Genomic DNA, 16,910 nt, shown 5'->3' on the forward strand with positions numbered 1-16,910 from the left:
TGGATGCGAGGGAGAGGGTGTCCGGGGGCACAAGCCAGCCCACAGCGGGAAATGGAACTGGCAGGCGGGAATCGTGAGGATCTTCGGCAAGGGACGGCACCGGCCCTCCGCCTCCTGGCGGCAGGCCACCGACCGGGCGTTCACACTCATCGGCGACGGCCGGTACGAGGACGCGGGCGAGCTGCTGACACGCGCCGCCGATCTGGAACCCTGGCTGTCGGAGTCCTGGTTCAACCTCGCCCTGCTGCACAAGTTCCGGCACGACTGGGAGCAGGCGCGCGCGGCCGGACTACGCGCGGTCGCCCTGCTCGACCGGGAGACCGGGGCGCCCGACTGGTGGAACGTCGGCATCGCCGCGACCGCGCTGCAGGACTGGCCGCTGGCCCGCCGCGCCTGGCAGGCGTACGGGCTGAAGGTGCCCGGGGGTGCCGCGGCCTCCGCGGAGCCCGTCGGCATGGAGCTGGGCAGCGCGGCCGTGCGGCTCTCCCCGGAGGGGGAGGCCGAGGTGGTGTGGGGCCGCCGGCTGGACCCCGCGCGGATGGAGGTGCTGTCGATCCCGCTGCCCTCCTCCGGGCGGCGCTGGGGTGAGGTCGTACTGCACGACGGCGTACCGCACGGCGAGCGCACCACCTCGACCGGGCACTCCTACCCGGTCTTCGACGAGATCGAGCTGTGGGCGCCGTCGCCCGTCCCCACCTGGGTGGTCCTGCTGGAGGCGGCCACCGAGGCCGACCGGGACGCGCTGGAGCAACTGGCCGCGGACGCGGGCTTCGCGGCGGAGGACTGGTCGTCGTCGGTACGGCTGCTGTGCCGGATGTGCAGCGAGTCCCGCATGCCGTCCGACGAGGGCGAGGGGGTGCACCTGGACCCGCACGACCACAGCGAGCCGGGTCACCCCGGGCCGCTCGGGCACCGGACGGACGGACAGCTCTGGGTGCCGGAGCGGGAGTGCGGTGTCGCGGCCCCGGCGTCGCTCGTGCGGGGGCTGCTCGACGGGTGGGTCGCGGACAGCCCGGACTCGCGGGACTGGCGCGATCTGGAAGAGGTCTGCTGACCAGGCGCCGTACCCTGTATCAGCAACATCTCTCCCTGTTCTTTGAGGAAGGCGTACGTCGGTCATGGCGCAGCAGGACACCGATCAGCAGCACGCGGGCGTGCTCCCTGTCGACGACGAGGGCTATGTCGTCGACACGGAGGACTGCGAGGAGCGCGAGAGGGCCTGGCGCGAGCGCGGCACCTCCCGGCCGATCACGGTCGTCGGCAACCCGGTGCTGCACAAGGAGTGCAAGGACGTCACCGAGTTCGGCGAGGAGCTCCAGCAGCTCGTCGCCGACATGTTCGCCAGCCAGCGCACCGCCGAGGGCGTGGGCCTGGCCGCCAACCAGATCGGTGTCGACCTGAAGGTCTTCGTCTACGACTGCCCGGACGACGAGGGTGTCCGGCACGTCGGCGTGGTCTGCAACCCGAAGCTGGTCGACCTGCCCGCCGAGAAGCGCCGGCTGGACGACAGCAACGAGGGCTGTCTGTCCGTGCCCACGGCGTACGCGTCGCTCGCCCGTCCCGACTACGCCGAGGTGACCGGCCAGGACGAGCAGGGCAACCCGATCAAGGTCCGCGGCACCGGCTACTTCGCACGCTGTTTGCAGCACGAGACCGACCACCTCTACGGCTACCTGTACATCGACCGGCTCTCGAAGCGGGACCGCAAGGATGCGCTGCGGCAGATGGCGGAGAACGAGCCACGTTACCCCGTGGTCGCCAACGACTGAGCGACGCCGGGCACTTGGGGCGCCCCGGCCGGGATCCTTCCCGGCCGGGGCGCCTTCGTGTCACCGCGCTTCGCTCGTGCGTGCGTCGTACAACCGGTCCCTTCTGCGCTCCTGGTGATCCTTAACCAGTCAAACAGGGGAGATTCGCGGCACCTTGGGGTGGTGAATGGAGCAAATCCGTTCCCATGGCGCTCAGTTGTGGTGCTGAATGGAAGTGCGGGATACGCAACGGCGCACGCCCGGCACAACGGGAGGGGTGTGCGCTCCTGGCGGCTGAGAGGGGTTTGTTCGTGCAAGCTTTCCCACACAGCACCACAGCGACGCAGACGGCGGTCGTAGTCCCACCCTCACTGGCACTCCCGGTGATCGAGTCCGCCTTTCCCCGGCAACTGCATCCGTATTGGCCACGGCTCCAGGAGAAGACCCGGCTCTGGCTCCTGGAAAATCGGCTCATGCCGTCGGCCAAGGTCCAGGAATATGCCGATGGCCTGTGCTACACCGACCTCATGGCGGGCTACTACACCGGTGCCCCCGACGAGGTCCTCCAGGCCATAGCCGACTACAGCGCCTGGTTCTTCGTCTGGGACGACCGCCACGACCGCGACATCGTGCACGGCCGGGCGGGCGACTGGCGGCGGCTGCGGCACCGGCTGCACGCGGCTCTGGACGCACCCAGGCACCATCTGCGCCACCCCGACCCACTGGTGGCGGGCTTCGCGGACAGCGTGCTGCGGCTGTACGGCTTCCTGTCGCCCACCTGGAACCACCGGTTCGCCCGGCACTTCCACGCGGTCATCGAGGCCTACGACCGTGAATTCCGCAACCGCACCGAGGGATACATACCCGGTGTCGAGGAATACCTGGCGCTGCGCCGGCTCACCTTCGCGCACTGGATATGGACGGACCTGCTCGAACCCAGTGCCGGATGTGAACTCCCGGACGCCGTGCGCAAAAACCCGGCATACCGCCGGGCGGCCCTCCTCAGTCAGGAATTCGCCGCCTGGTACAACGACCTCTGCTCGCTCCCGAAGGAAATAGCGGGCGACGAGGTGCACAATCTCGGAATCAGCCTCATCACCCACACGGGGCTGACCCTCGAAGAAGCGGTGGACGACGTCCGGCGGCGCGTCGAGGAATGCATCAGCGAATTCCTCGAAGCGGAGCAGGACGCCCTGAGGTTCGCCCGTGAGATCGACGACGGAACGGTCCGCGGAAAGGAGTTGAGCACCGCGGTCCAGACCTGTGTCGGCAATATGCGCAACTGGTTCAGCTCCGTCTACTGGTTCCACCACGAGTCCGGCCGGTACATGGTCGACAGCTGGGACGACCGCTCCACGCCCCCGTACGTGACGAACGAAGCGGCAGGTGAGAAATGACCGTCGAGTCGGTACAGCCCGTGAACCCCGGGACCCCCGGTACGCCCGAGAACCCCGAGACGCCCGACCTGCGTGAACCGCCCCTGGCCGGAGGTGCCGTACCGGTCCTCGGGCACGGTCTGAAGCTGGTCCGCGACCCGCTCGCCTTCATGTCCGCACTGCGCGACCACGGAGACGTCGTCCGCCTGAAGCTCGGTCCCAAGACGGTGTACGCCGTCACCACCCCGGCGCTCACCGGAGCACTGGCCCTGAACCCCGACTTCAAGATCGACGGTCCGCTGTGGGAGTCCCTGGAGGGCCTGCTCGGCAAGGAGGGCGTGGCCACCGCGAACGGCCCCCGGCACCGCCGGCAGCGGCGCACCATACAACCCGCATTCCGGCTAGACGCGATACCCGGCTACGGGCCGATCATGGAGGAGGAGGCGCACGCGCTGACCGACCGCTGGAAACCCGGCGGCACCATCGACTGCACCTCCGAGGCCTTCCGGGTCGCCGTCCGCATCGCGGCCCGCTGCCTGCTGCGCGGCGACTACATGGACGAGCGCGCGGAACGGCTCAGCATCGATCTCGCCACCGTCTTCCGTGGCATGTACCGCCGGATGGTGATCCCGCTCGGCCCGCTCTACCGGCTGCCGTTCCCGGCCAACCGTGAATTCAACCGGGCGCTGGCCGATTTGCATCTGCTGGTGGACGAGATCGTCGCCGAGCGGAGGGCATCTGGTCAAAAGCCGGACGATTTGCTGACGGCATTGCTGGAGGCGAAGGACGACAATGGCGACCCCATCGGGGAACAGGAGATACACGACCAGGTCGTCGCCATACTCACCCCCGGCAGCGAAACAGTCGCGTCCACGATCATGTGGCTGCTCCAGGTCCTCGCGGCACACCCGGAACACGCCGAGAAGGTACGGACCGAGGTCGAATCCGTGACCGGTGGCCGACCGGTCGGATTCGAACACGTCCGCTCACTCACGCACACCAACAATGTCGTCGTCGAGGCCATGCGACTCCGGCCCGCGGTATGGATATTGACGCGGCGCGCGGTGAGCGACACCGCGCTCGGCGGCTATCGCATTCCGGCCGGGGCGGACATCGTCTACAGCCCGTACGCCATCCAGCGCGACGCCCGCTCCTACGCCCGCCACCTCGACTTCGACCCCGACCGCTGGCTGCCCGAGCGGGCCAAGGAGGTGCCGAAGTACGCGATGAGCCCGTTCAGCGTGGGCAACCGCAAGTGCCCCAGCGACCACTTCTCCATGACCCAGCTGAGCCTGATCACCGCGGCGATCTCCGCGAAGTACCGCTTCGAGCAGGTCAGCGGGTCCGACGACACCACCCGCGTGGGCATCACGCTCCGCCCGCAGAACCTGCTGCTGCGGGCGATGCCCTGGTAGACCACCTGGTACCGGCGCGCGCTCAGGCGGCCTCCGGGCCCCGGAACGTGCGCCGGTAGGCGTTCGGGGTCGTCCCCAGCGCCCGGACGAACTGGTGGCGCAGCGCGGCGGCCGTACCGAACCCGGTGCGCCAGGCGATGGCGTCCATGGTCTCGTCCGTACCCTCCAGCAACTCCTGTGCGAGCAGCACCCGTTGGCGAAGGATCCACCGGTACGGCGTGGTCCCCGTCTCCTGCTGGAAGCGCCGGGCGAAGGTGCGCGGCGCCATATGGGCGCGGGCGGCGAGCTGCTCGACGGTCACCTCCTGGTCGAGATGGGCCTCCATCCAGGCCAGCACCTCCCCGACCGTGTCGCAGGGCGCCTTCGGCAGGGGCCGCTCGATGAACTGCGCCTGCCCGCCGTCCCGGTGCGGCGGCACCACCATCCGACGGGCGATCTTGTTGGCCACCTCCGGCCCCTGCTCCTTGCGCACGAGATGCAGACAGGCGTCGATCCCGGCGGCGGTGCCGGCCGAGGTGATCACGGGGTCCTCGTCCACGTACAGCACGTCCGGCTCGACCGTGAGCCGCGGATAGCGCCGGGACAGCTGCTCGGCGTTGTGCCAGTGCGCCGCGCACCGCCGTCCGTCGAGCAGCCCCGCCGCGGCCAGCACGAACACCCCGGAGCAGACGCTGAGCACCCGGGTGCCCCGGTCCACGGCCCGCCGCAGCGCCGCCAGCAGCTCCTCCGGGTACGCGCGCTGTGTATAGGTCTCACCGGCCGGTACGGCGATCAGATCGGCCTCTTCCAGCCGCTCCAGACCGTACGGCGTGGACACGGTGAACCCGCAGTGGGTGCTCAGTTCGGGCCCCTCCGCCGACACCACGGCGAAGTCGTACACGGGCAGCCCGTCGTCGCTGCGGTCGATGCCGAAAACCTCGCACACGACACCCAGCTCGAAGGGATGCACCCCGTCCAGCAGCACGGCGGCCACGTTCTTCAGCATGCTGCCAGTGTGCCTCGGCAGTGGCAGTAATTCGAGCCTCTACGGCAGTCCTGCCACTCCCGGTAAGGGGTGTCCGGCGCGACAGTGGTGTCATGAACGGAAACCAGATCGAAGGCCTGATCGGAATGATCGCCACCCTCGGGATCCTGGTCCTCCTGGTCCTCCCGTCCGTGCTCGGCATCGTGCGCGACCGGCGCATCGACCGCCAGCTCAGGGCGGCCGAGCGGCCGGGGACACCCGGGCCCACCGAACCGGCGGAGGAGCCCCAGCCCCGCAGGAGCCGCCACGGCGCGGCCCGTACCGCCTGACGGAAACCGTGTGCGGGGCCTGTCCGCCCGCTGTGTAACCTCTCCTCTCACATCACAAGGGGAGGGAACATGCGAGGCAGAACGGCCTGGGCCCTGGCGGGCGGGGCCGCGGCCCTGACGCTGCTTACGGCGACGGGCGCCCACGCGGACACGAGGTGCCGGCCCGCTCGTACAAGGTGAAGCGGGCCTCGCGGCTGACCACGGACGCCTCTCCCGAGCCCGTCGCCAAGGGCGCCAAGCTGACCGTCACCGGCAAGCTGTCCCGGGCGAACTGGGAGGACCTGAAGTACCACGGGTTCACCGGGCAGGACGTCAAGCTCCAGTTCAAGGCGGCCGGCGCCGCCCGATACCGCACGGTGAAGACCGTGCGCACGGGCGACGCCGGAAAGCTCAGCACCAAGGTCACCGCCACCGCGGCGGGCAGCTGGCGCTGGTACTTCCCCGGCACGACGACGACCGCGCGGGTCGTGTCGGCCGGGGACGCGGTGAAGCTGAAGTAACGGCCGGTCAGAAGTCCTCGTCCAGGTCGACGGTGCCCTCCACCGCGACCTGGTAGGCCGAGGGGCGGCGTTCGAAGAAGTTGGTGAGTTCCTGGACGCCCTGGAGCTCCATGAAGGAGAAGGGGTTCTCGGAGCCGTAGAGGGGGGCGAAGCCGAGGCGGGTGAGGCGCTGGTCGGCGACACACTCCAGGTACTGCCGCATGGAGTCGGTGTTCATGCCGGGCAGGCCGTCGCCGCACAGGTCGCGGGCGAACTGGAGCTCGGCCTCCACGGCCTCGCGGAGCATGTCGGTGACCTGTTGCTGGAGCTGGTCGTCGAAGAGGTCGGGTTCTTCCTTGCGGACGGTGTCGACGACGTCGAAGGCGAAGCTCATGTGCATGGTCTCGTCGCGGAAGACCCAGTTGGTGCCGGTGGCGAGGCCGTGGAGCAGGCCGCGGCTGCGGAACCAGTAGACGTAGGCGAAGGCGCCGTAGAAGAAGAGTCCTTCGATGCAGGCGGCGAAGCAGATGAGGTTGAGCAGGAAGCGGCGGCGGTCTGCCTGGGTCTCCAGGCGGTCGATCTTCTCGACCTCGTTGATCCATTTGAAGCAGAACTCGGCCTTCTCGCGGATGGAGGGGATGTTCTCCACGGCGGCGAAGGCGGCGGCGCGGTCGTCGGGGTCGGGGAGGTAGGTGTCCAGGAGGGTCAGGTAGAACTGGACGTGGACGGCCTCCTCGAACAGCTGCCGCGACAGGTACAGCCTCGCCTCCGGCGAGTTGATGTGCTTGTACAGCGTCAGCACCAGGTTGTTCGCGACGATCGAGTCGCCCGTCGCGAAGAACGCCACCAGCCGGCCGATGAGGTGCTGTTCTTCAGGCGTCAGTTTCGCGAGGTCGGCGACGTCCGAGTGGAGGTCGACCTCCTCCACGGTCCAGGTGTTCTTGATGGCGTCCCGGTAGCGCTCGTAGAAGTCGGGGTAGCGCATCGGACGGAGAGTCAGTTCGAAGCCCGGGTCGAGCAGGTTCTGGTTTCGGGTGGTCATTACTGGCAGGCCTCGCAGGACTCGGGGTTTTCCAGGGAGCAGGCGATCGCGTCGGGGTCGGTGGCCTGCTGTACGGGGATGGGCTTGGCGGCCTGCGCCTGGCCCTGGGCGGCGCGGGCGATGCGCGTTGCCGGGCGGGAGCGCAGGTAGTACGTGGTCTTCAGGCCGGACTTCCAGGCGTAGGCGTACATCGAGGAGAGCTTGCCGATCGTCGGCGTCTCCAGGAACAGGTTCAGGGACTGCGCCTGGTCGAGGAAGGGGGTGCGCGCCGCCGCCATGTCGATCAGACCGCGCTGCGGGATCTCCCACGCCGTGCGGTACAGGGCGCGGATGTCCTCGGGGATCCAGGCGAAGTCCTGGATGGAGCCGTTGGAGTCGCGCAGGGCTTCGCGGGTGCGGGCGTCCCAGACGCCGAGGTTCTTCAGGTCCTGTACGAGGTAGGAGTTGACCTGGAGGAACTCACCCGAGAGGGTCTCGCGCTTGAACAGGTTGGAGACCTGCGGCTCGATGCACTCGTACACGCCCGCGATCGACGCGATCGTGGCCGTCGGCGCGATCGCGAGGAGCAGCGCGTTGCGCATGCCCGTCTGAGCGATCCGCTCGCGGAGAGCGTTCCAGCGCTCGGGCCAGGAGAGCTCGACGTCGTAGTGGTCGGGGTGGAGGACGCCGCGGGCGGTGCGGGTCTGGTTCCAGGCGGGCAGGGGGCCGTTGCGTTCGGCGAGGTCGGCGGAGGTCTCGTAGGCGGTGAGCATGATGCGTTCGGCGATCCGGGTGGAGAGGGCCTTTGCCTCCGCCGAGTCGAAGGGCAGGCGCAGTTTGAAGAAGACGTCCTGCAAGCCCATCGCACCCAGGCCGACCGGGCGCCACTTGGCGTTGGAGCGGCCCGCCTGCTCGGTGGGGTAGAAGTTGATGTCGACGACGCGGTCCAGGAAGGTGACGGCCGTGCGGACCGTCTCGTCCAGCCGCTCCCAGTCGATGTCACCGGTCGCCGTGTCCACGAAGGCGCCGAGGTTGACCGAGCCGAGGTTGCAGACGGCCGTTTCGCCGTCGTTGGTGACTTCGAGGATCTCGGTGCAGAGGTTGGAGGAGTGGATGACGTTGCCGGGTTCGGCGGTCTGGTTGGCGGTGCGGTTGGCGGCGTCCTTGAAGGTCATCCAGCCGTTGCCGGTCTGGGCGAGGGTGCGCATCATGCGGCCGTACAGGTCGCGGGCCGCGATGGTCTTCTTCGCCAGGCCCGCCGCTTCGGCCCTGCGGTAGGCGGTGTCGAACTCCTCGCCCCACAGGTCGACCAGTTCGGGGACGTCGGCGGGGGAGAACAGCGACCACTGTTCGTCGGCGTTGACCCGGCGCATGAACTCGTCCGGGATCCAGTGCGCGAGGTTGAGGTTGTGGGTGCGGCGGGCGTCCTCGCCGGTGTTGTCCCGCAGTTCCAGGAACTCCTCGATGTCGGAGTGCCAGGTCTCCAGGTAGACCGCTGCCGCGCCCTTGCGCCGGCCGCCCTGGTTCACCGCCGCCACCGAGGCGTCCAGCGTCTTCAGGAACGGCACGATCCCGTTGGAGTGCCCGTTCGTCCCCCGGATCAGCGAACCGCGCGAGCGGATGCGGGAGTAGGACAGGCCGATGCCGCCGGCGTGCTTCGACAGCCGGGCGACCTGGTGGTAGCGGTCGTAGATGGAGTCCAGCTCGTCCAGGGGCGAGTCGAGCAGGTAGCAGGACGACATCTGCGGGTGTCGCGTACCGGAGTTGAAGAGGGTGGGGGAGGACGGCAGGTAGTCCAGGCGGCTCATCAGCCCGTACAGGTCCGCGACTTCGTCCACGGAGCGGGTCGTGTCGTCCTCCGCCAGTCCGCTCGCCACGCGCAGCAGGAAGTGCTGGGGCGTCTCCACGACCTTGCGGGTGACCGGGTGGCGCAGCAGGTAGCGGCTGTGCAGGGTGCGCAGGCCGAAGTAGCCGAACCGGTCGTCGGCCGTACGGTCGACCAGCGCGTCGAGGCGCTCGGCGTGCAGCCGCACGAACTCGGCGGTGCGGTCGGCGATCAGGCCCTCGCGGTGGCCGACCGCGACGGACCCGGTGAAGGACGTCACGCCCTGCGAGGCGGCCTCGTCCCGGATGGCCAGGGTCAGCAACCGGGCGGCCAGCCGGGAGTAGGCGGGGTCCTCGGAGATCAGGCCGGCCGCGGCCTCCGTGGCCAGCTCCCGCAGCTCCGCCTCGTCGGCCCGAGCGGACCGGCCGCGCAGCGCGGCGGCGGCCACCCGCCCCGGGTCGGCGTCGGGCAGGTCGGCGGTCAGCTCGGTCAGGGTCCGCAGCAGCGCGGCACCGGGACCGTCGGTCTCCAGCTCGCTGACTGAAGCCGGGTCGACTGGCGCGATGGTCACGTGGGGCTCTCCCTCGCTCGGCACGGGGCCTGGCGGAAGGCAGGGGCAGCCACGAGCGCGCACGGCGTCGCGTCCACCGGCCCACTCCACGAGGCCCGGACGTCTGAACCACCCGGGCCTGGACGGCCGGGTGCACCGCCGGCAGGTCTTCGGACTCGACAGGCGTGCGGAGGCACGCGAGTACACCGTTGCGGGACAGTTCCGGATTCACACCGGATTCCCCTGCGACGACAGCGAGAAGAGCATACATCTAGTGCCGGGCTGCCATGTCACCCCCAGATGTAGTGCCGACCCGGCCTCTGAGGGCCAACTCGCACGCAGTGCGATGTCGTCCCGGCCCGGGGATGCCGGTCCCGCTCGGGGGCGCGGACGAAACCGAGGCTCCGGATCTCTGCCTCTCCCGGACCCGCGATGTCGGTCATCCCGCGATGTCGGTCATGGGGACGCCGGAGCGGACGAAGGTGACCCCGCCCAGGAGGACGCCGTCACGAACGGCCACGAGGACCTCCGCGGCGACGGCCCACCGATTCCGCCGGGGGGACACGGCGAGGATCCCCGGGGATCCGAGGCGGCGCCTGCCGGGTTGCGGGGCGGAATGCCCATGTTTTCATGGAAGTAGGTGCTTCGTGGGGTCCTCCGTGCCGAAAGCTGGTCTCGGAAGGAGAACGCACCATGACGCGCATCGTCCGTCATCCACCAGGCAAGGAGCGGCCACGCAACGCGCCGATGGCGACGCTGTACGCGAGACGGGCGTGGCGCCGGGTCAGACGATTCTTCATGGCCTACTGGCACCATCTGACCATCAGGTCGGAGGCCCGCCTCGACACCACCCGCCCCCGGAACTGGCGCAGATGGGCCTCGTACACCAACGTGGCCCGGGTTGTCTGGGCCCTTGCCGCGCTCGCCGTCCTCGCGTGGGTCGGCGAGGGCGTGTACATCCTGATCTCGCACCACACGACGGGGTTCGAGTCGTGGCGGAAGAACAACCAGGGCTTCGACGCCCTTCTCCGCTTCGTCGGTCCGGTCCTCTCCGCTTCGATCGCCGCCGCCCTCTTCCTGTTCTTCTGGTACTGGTGGACCAAGCGGCGCTACCTCGCGAAGGCGCGCAAGCACCCCCGCAAACTGGTGCCCACCGCCGGCCCCGACATCGCCGAGATCGTGGGCCGCGAGGAGATCGTCCGGGTCATCGCCCAACGACTGAGGCAGCGTGACACCCGCAGGCCGTATCTGCTCGTCGGTGGTGTGGGCACGGGCAAGACGGCCGTCCTGGTGCGGCTCACGGAACTGCTCGCCCGGCAGCACGCCGTTCCCGTGCCGATCCGGCTGCGGGACGCCACCGGCGCCGATCTGAACTTCGAGCGCATGGCCAGGGAACGGTTCGCCGAGGAAGCGCCCCGCGGCATCCTGGCACGCACCAAGAACGACCGGGTCTGGCAGCAACTGCTCGCCGACGACAAGGTGGTCGTCATCGCCGACGGCCTGGAGGAGGCGGTCCTCGACGAGCGCCTCCAGGAGGACAGGGACAACATCATCCGCCGGGCCATCGAGCGCGCCCACGAGGAGAAACTGCCGCTCGTCATCGCGTCCCGGCCGCACAGTCCGCTGGAGAGCACCCCCGCCGCGATCGTGGAGCTGGAACCGCTCAGCGAGGAGGAGGCGCTGTACTTCGTCGAGGCCCGGATCCCGGAGACGGACGAGCGCCGCGTCGACTGGATCGTGGAGACCGCCGAGGTCACGGAGTCGCCCATCTATCTGCAGATCGCCCGTGAACTGCACCACCACGGAGACCTGGAACGTGACCGTCCGCGCAACGACAAGGACCGGCTGGACACCCGTAGCTGGGACCGCAGCACGCTGCGGCTGTGGCTGCTGGAGACATGGGATCTCGCCGTGCGGGAGGGCCGACTGCGCGGGGACGTCGAGCTGGACCCGCGGGAGCGCCGCGACACGCTGGAGGTGGTCTCCGCGCTCGCCTGCACAGGACTGCTCCAGGACAAGCTGGAGGTCGGCTTCGCCGAGCTGCTGGACAACGACGTACACCCCGGTCCGGCCCGGCGGACTCGGGCCCGGGCGGAGCACCTGTGGGCCCAGAGACCACGTTTCGACCAGTACGACAAGCGAGGCAACGCCTTCACGGAGTGGCACCGGGAGCGGATCTGGGACACGCTCTGCGCCCATCTGAGCCAGGAACAGAGAGAGCGTCTGACCAAGGGCGACATCGGCCGGTGCCAGACCGCGCTCGCCCACTTGGCGGCCAACGCGAACAAGCTCCAGCTGGTGGAGAGCTTCGAGAAGAGGGTGCGTTTTCCGCACAGCATCATCCAGGCCTACTTCGGCTTCCGCCTGCTGCGGCACCTCGACGAGCGTGACGCCGGCGAGTTGATCAAGCAGGCGCTGCGGCCGCCGGGCCCCAGCCGCGAGCTGCTCATCGCCGCGGTGCTGCTCTCCCGTCACCGGGCGGCGAAGCTGTCGGCCAGGGGAGGCAGTATGGGGGCCGAATGGCAGAAGACCCGGGCCGAGCTGGTGCGGCGCGCCCCCGTGTACGGCCACCCCCTGGCCGAGCGGCTGTTCATGGCCGCGAACCACCGTGCCGACGATCCCAAGGCCCTCGACCTGTACGCGGCGGCCCTGGAGGTCGACAGCGTGGAGCGCCGGCCACGGCTGCTGTGGGACATCGTCGAGCGGGTGCACAGCCGCTGGCCCCACATCAAGGGCGACCGGCGCACCGTCGAGGACGCGAAGCTCGCACTGCTCAAGCAACTCGGCACGGCACTGCGCGCGGCCTCGGAGAAGACCGACACCATGCAGCTCTACGACCACCTCTTCCACATCGGCAAGGCGGAGCCCTCGCACTCCGTACGCCTGGTGGTCGCCCAGGAGTTCGGCAGCGGCGGAAACGACGCGTTCGCCTTCATCCGGGACAAGATCGGCCTGAACACCGACCCCATCGGGGAGTACAACAACGAGGTCGACAAGCTGAGAGTCCACAAGAGGGACCGGTACCAGGACTGGACGGGGAGGATGCGGAAGGCGGTGGCCTCCCGTGCCTCCTCGCGGGACCAGTCGTCGGCGGAGGTCGATCGGCTCCAGGAGGAGCGGAAGGAGATCAAGCAGCAGTACCGCAAGGCCCGCATCGAGCTGTCCAGGGAGTTCATGATGCGCGCCTGGATGCTCCCCATGCTGCTGGGCTCCGTCGACGACGCCCACCGTGACGAGGCCCGGGGCCGCCTGACCAAGTGGCTGCGCCACCTCGATCCGAAGGACACGCACGGCAGCCCCGACCTGCCCCTCCCGCTGGAGACCGCGCTGGCCCAGGGCTTCAAGTTCGCGGCCAACCGGCGCAAACGCCACCCTCACTCGTACCCGGGCAGCCGGGCCGATCTGATCCGGCAGGCGGAGACCGTGCTGCAGCAGTCACGCTGCTGGTACACCCAGGTGATGCTGCTTCAGGCGCTGTGCCTGTGGGAGCTCCCGGACAGCGTCGGCCGTCATGAGAAGGACGCGGACTGCGCGGTGTTGCGGGAGGACGACGTCGACGGTTCCGGCGAACCGTCCCGGGCGATCGGTGGGAGCAACGCGGTGCAGACGGTGCAGCGCTGGCTGTCGATGGCGGGCACGGTGAACACGGTGCCCGGCTGGCCCGGCGGCAACGGCGACGCGCCCCGGCGGGTCCTGCATCCGTTCGTCGCCGAGGCGGGCGACCTGGTGGCCATGGCACTGGAGACCGGACAGCCGGAACGCTTCCTCTGGATCGACGAGAAGACCGTCACCGACAACATCGGCTCGCGCACCGGAAACAACCGTGGCTACCGCAAGCACAATCTGTGGATCCCGCCCTCCGCCGGCTGGAGCACCCTCGACGGCCGCGCCCAGCGCCTCGTCGCCGACGTGCTGATCATGCTGAACCTGGTCGAGCGGGACGGGTATCCGGGCGAGGTCGAGGAGCGCATGCTCCGCGCCGAGCGGCCGGGCATGCCGCTTCCGCCGTGCATCGGCACGAACCGCGACCCGCTACGGCCCGATCTGCGGCCCGGCACCGCCGCCCCGCCCCCGCCGGGCAGCGCCTGTCTGCCCGACTGCAAGTTCCAGCTCTGCCCGTACCCGCCCCGGGGCGGTGTCCCCCGGGGCGAGATCCGTGAGCCCTTCTGCCGCCAGCAGCAGGTCCTCCTGCCCGGTCCCATACGCCGCAAGCTGCCCCGGACCGTGCACCGCAAGACACCCCCCTGGGTGAGCATGCGAGTCCGTGAACTGGACGGCTTCTGGGACGCGATGGCCGGGCGCACGCGTGACTGAGCGCCCGGCCGGGACGTGGGCTAGTGAGCGCTGCCCGCGGTGGCCGGCGGCAGCTCCACCTGGACACCGGGGTCGCCGGCGTCCGCCGTGTAGTCCTCCGGCTTGGTCTCGTCGATGCCCTCGGGGGCCTTCACGGCCTTCAGCACGACGGTGAGGACCACGGTCACCAGGACGTTCAGGACGAACGCCGTCAGACCGATGTAGCCGATCTCCCCGATGCCGGGGATCTCCTTGGCGTTGCCGCCGAAGTGCTTCTGCGTCGGCGAGGCGATGCCGTAGGCCGCGGCCGTGCCGTAGATCATGCCGACCGCCCAGCCGGCGATGAGCGCCCAGCGGTGGAACCAGCGGGTGAACAGGCCACCCACCAGTGCCGGGAAGGTCTGCAGGATCCAGATGCCACCCAGGAGCTGGAAGTTGATGGCGACCGTCTTGTCCATGGTGAGGACGAAGACCAGCGCGCCGACCTTCACCAGCAGCGAGACCAGCTTGGAGACCTTGGTCTCCTGCTCCGCCGTCGCGTCGGGCTTGATGAAGTCCTTGTAGATGTTGCGGGTGAAGAGGTTGGCCGCCGCGATGGACATGATCGCCGCCGGGACCAGCGCGCCGATGCCGATCGCCGCGAACGCCACGCCCGCGAACCAGTCCGGGAACATGTCCTCGAACAGCTGCGGGATGGCTAGCTGGCCGTTGGTGACCTTCACGCCGGCCGCGATCGCCATGAAGCCCAGCAGCGCCAGCAGACCCAGCATGAGGGAGTACAGCGGCAGGATCGTGGTGTTGCGGCGGATCACCTCACGGCTCCTGGACGACAGGGTCGCGGTGATCGAGTGCGGGTACATGAACAGCGCGAGCGCGGAGCCGAGCGCCAGCGTGGCGTACGTCCACTGGCTAGCCTCCCCCGGCGCCAGCGCCCCGCGCGGCTTGCCGGTGGCCGGATTCACCTGGCTGAACGCCTCGCCCGCCTTGGCGAAGATGTCGTCGAACCCGCCCAGCTTGATCGGGATGTAGATGATCGCCACCGCGATGACGATGTAGATCAGGGTGTCCTTGACGAACGCGATCAGGGCGGGGGCGCGCAGACCGGACGAGTAGGTGTAGGCCGCCAGCACACCGAAGGCGATGAGCAGCGGCAGGTCCTTCACGAACCAGTTGGTGTTCTCGCCGCCGCCGACGCCCATCACGTCCAGCACCGCCTGGATGCCGACGAGCTGGAGCGCGATGTACGGCATCGTCGCCAGGATGCCGGTCACCGCCACCGCCAGCGACAGGCCCTTCGAGCCGAACCGGCCGCGCACGAAGTCCGACGTGGTCACGTAGCCGTGCTTGTGCGAGACCGACCACAGACGGGGCAGGAAGGTGAAGATCAGCGGGTACACCAGGATCGTGTACGGCACCGCGAAGAACCCGGCCGCCCCCGCCGCGTAGATCGCCGCCGGTACGGCGACGAAGGTGTACGCCGTGTACAGGTCACCGCCGAGCAGGAACCAGGTGATCCAGGTGCCGAAAGACCGGCCGCCCAGACCCCATTCGTCCAGGGAGTGCTCGTTCTCGGCCCTGCGCCAGCGCGCGGCCAGGAAGCCCATGACCGTGACGGCCAGGAAGAAGAAGATGAAGACGCCGAGCGCGACGCCGTTGACGCCGTCCTTCACTTCACCGCACCCCCGTTCGCGTCCTTGCGGGCACGCTGGTCACGCTTCCAGAGCTGGTGCGCCAGAATCGTGAGCGCGGTGGAGATCAGCACCCAGAGCATCTGGTACCAGTAGAAGAACGGGATCCCGATGAACGTGGGATCCGTCTTGGCGTACGAGCCGACCCACAGCATCGCCACGAAGGGCGCGACGAGACACAGGGCGATGATCACCCGGACCGGTGTCACCACCGGTGGTCTCACTTCAGGCGTTTCCGACATGCCACGGCTCCGTCCCCTCGCTGATCACCTGTGTAATGAGCAGGCAATCTAGGTGACGGTGTCGCGGGAGTGGAAGACCTCGTCCGCATATCGGTATATCGATTCAGCGAACGTACCGGGCACGGGTCGGGCGGCGCCTACTCCGCCGGCCGCTTGAGCCGGGCCACGAACTTGTACCGGTCCCCGCGGTAGACCGAGCGCACCCACTCCACCGGCTTGCCCTCGCGGTCCAGCGAGTGCCGGGAGAGCATCAGCATCGGCAGGCCCACGTCGGTGCCGAGCAGTCCCGCCTCGCGCGGCGTGGCCAGGGAGGTCTCGATGGTCTCCTCGGCCTCGGCGAGGTGGACGTCGTACACCTCGGCGAGCGCTGTGTACAGGGAGGTGTACTTCACCAGCGAGCGCCTGAGGGCCGGGAAGCGCTTGGCCGACAGATGGGTGGTCTCGATGGCCATCGGCTCGCCGTTGGCCATGCGCAGCCGCTCGATGCGCAGCACGCGCCCGCCGGCCGTGATGTCGAGCAGCTCGGCGAGCCGGTCGTCGGCGGTGACGTACCCGATGTCCAGCAGCTGTGAGGTCGGCTCCAGGCCCTGGGCGCGCATGTCCTCCGTGTAGGAGGTGAGCTGCAGCGCCTGCGAGACCTTGGGCTTGGCCACGAAGGTGCCCTTGCCCTGGATGCGTTCGAGCCGGCCCTCCACGACCAGTTCCTGAAGGGCCTGGCGCACCGTGGTGCGGGAGGTGTCGAACTCGGCGGCCAGCGTGCGCTCGGGCGGGACCGGGGTGCCCGGCGCCTGCGTCTCCGTCATGTCGAGCAGGTGCTTCTTCAAGCGGTAGTACTTCGGCACGCGCGCGGTACGGGTGGTGCCGGCCTCGTTCTCCGCACTGCTGACGTCGGTGCTCATGCTCTGCCTTCCCGGCTCCTGATGCCGAAAGCGACCGACATCCCCATCGGCCACGGCTCACATCGTGGCACGGGTTGTCGT

At 69.1% G+C, this 16,910-nt stretch carries 12 protein-coding genes, 1 pseudogene and 1 riboswitch; of the genes and pseudogenes, 7 read left to right on the forward strand and 6 right to left on the reverse strand.

Annotated features, from left to right (window positions below; genetic code table 11):
- The first annotated feature begins 73 nt into the window (after nt 1-73).
- The 4 genes from C3492_RS16365 (at nt 74) to C3492_RS16380 (ending at nt 4,539) form a co-directional block, all read left to right on the forward strand.
- On the forward strand, nt 74-1,054 hold the full coding sequence (locus C3492_RS16365; protein WP_103812503.1) for a hypothetical protein: 981 nt from the start codon (nt 74-76) through the stop codon (nt 1,052-1,054).
- Nucleotides 1,055-1,118: 64 nt separating this feature from the next.
- Nucleotides 1,119-1,769: a peptide deformylase gene (gene def / locus C3492_RS16370; RefSeq protein WP_103812504.1), complete on the forward strand. Its 651-nt coding sequence runs from the start codon at nt 1,119-1,121 to the stop codon at nt 1,767-1,769.
- Between the two features lie 290 nt (nt 1,770-2,059).
- Nucleotides 2,060-3,145, forward strand: a complete 1,086-nt coding sequence (cyc1, locus tag C3492_RS16375) for an epi-isozizaene synthase (protein WP_103812661.1) — start codon at nt 2,060-2,062, stop codon at nt 3,143-3,145.
- Nucleotides 3,142-4,539: a cytochrome P450 gene (locus C3492_RS16380; RefSeq protein ID WP_103812505.1), complete on the forward strand. Its 1,398-nt coding sequence runs from the start codon at nt 3,142-3,144 to the stop codon at nt 4,537-4,539. Before cyc1 ends, C3492_RS16380 begins: the two co-directional genes overlap by 4 nt.
- A 22-nt stretch (nt 4,540-4,561) precedes the next feature.
- Here C3492_RS16380 and C3492_RS16385 read toward each other — a convergent pair whose 3' ends face one another.
- Nucleotides 4,562-5,524: a GlxA family transcriptional regulator gene (locus tag C3492_RS16385; RefSeq protein WP_103812506.1), complete on the reverse strand. Its 963-nt coding sequence runs from the start codon at nt 5,522-5,524 to the stop codon at nt 4,562-4,564.
- A gap of 92 nt (nt 5,525-5,616) precedes the next feature.
- Here C3492_RS16385 and C3492_RS16390 point away from each other — a divergent pair, with 92 nt between their 5' ends.
- Entirely contained in the window at nt 5,617-5,832 is a 216-nt protein-coding gene (locus C3492_RS16390; RefSeq protein ID WP_103812507.1) for a hypothetical protein, read from the forward strand.
- 170 nt (nt 5,833-6,002) lie between these two features.
- A pseudogene (locus C3492_RS16395) lies at nt 6,003-6,332 on the forward strand (hypothetical protein); the annotation flags it as partial.
- A gap of 7 nt (nt 6,333-6,339) precedes the next feature.
- Here C3492_RS16395 and C3492_RS16400 read toward each other — a convergent pair.
- Both C3492_RS16400 and C3492_RS16405 read right to left on the reverse strand, forming a co-directional pair.
- Nucleotides 6,340-7,353: a ribonucleotide-diphosphate reductase subunit beta gene (locus C3492_RS16400; protein ID WP_103812508.1), complete on the reverse strand. Its 1,014-nt coding sequence runs from the start codon at nt 7,351-7,353 to the stop codon at nt 6,340-6,342.
- Nucleotides 7,353-9,728: a ribonucleoside-diphosphate reductase subunit alpha gene (locus C3492_RS16405; RefSeq protein ID WP_103812509.1), complete on the reverse strand. Its 2,376-nt coding sequence runs from the start codon at nt 9,726-9,728 to the stop codon at nt 7,353-7,355. Before C3492_RS16405 ends, C3492_RS16400 begins: the two co-directional genes overlap by 1 nt.
- A gap of 122 nt (nt 9,729-9,850) precedes the next feature.
- A riboswitch (cobalamin riboswitch) is annotated at nt 9,851-10,004 on the reverse strand.
- A gap of 396 nt (nt 10,005-10,400) precedes the next feature.
- On the opposite strand from C3492_RS16405, the gene C3492_RS16410 reads away from it, so the two are divergent.
- Entirely contained in the window at nt 10,401-14,021 is a 3,621-nt protein-coding gene (locus C3492_RS16410; RefSeq protein ID WP_103812510.1) for an ATP-binding protein, read from the forward strand.
- 20 nt (nt 14,022-14,041) lie between these two features.
- Here C3492_RS16410 and mctP read toward each other — a convergent pair whose 3' ends face one another.
- The 3 genes from mctP to C3492_RS16425 all read right to left on the reverse strand — a co-directional run bounded on the left by mctP (nt 14,042) and on the right by C3492_RS16425 (nt 16,829).
- The gene (gene mctP / locus C3492_RS16415; RefSeq protein ID WP_103812511.1) at nt 14,042-15,670 is read right to left on the reverse strand and encodes a monocarboxylate uptake permease MctP; all 1,629 of its coding nucleotides are present in this window, start codon (nt 15,668-15,670) and stop codon (nt 14,042-14,044) included.
- A complete protein-coding gene (locus C3492_RS16420) occupies nt 15,667-15,930 on the reverse strand; it encodes a DUF3311 domain-containing protein (RefSeq protein ID WP_181140399.1) in 264 nt (87 codons plus the stop codon). Before C3492_RS16420 ends, mctP begins: the two co-directional genes overlap by 4 nt.
- Nucleotides 15,931-16,067: 137 nt before the next feature.
- On the reverse strand, nt 16,068-16,829 hold the full coding sequence (locus tag C3492_RS16425; protein WP_030657187.1) for a GntR family transcriptional regulator: 762 nt from the start codon (nt 16,827-16,829) through the stop codon (nt 16,068-16,070).
- Nucleotides 16,830-16,910: the final 81 nt, after the last annotated feature.

The sequence above is a fragment of the Streptomyces sp. Ru62 genome (genome assembly GCF_002920615.1).
In the GTDB taxonomy this organism is placed as follows: domain Bacteria; phylum Actinomycetota; class Actinomycetes; order Streptomycetales; family Streptomycetaceae; genus Streptomyces.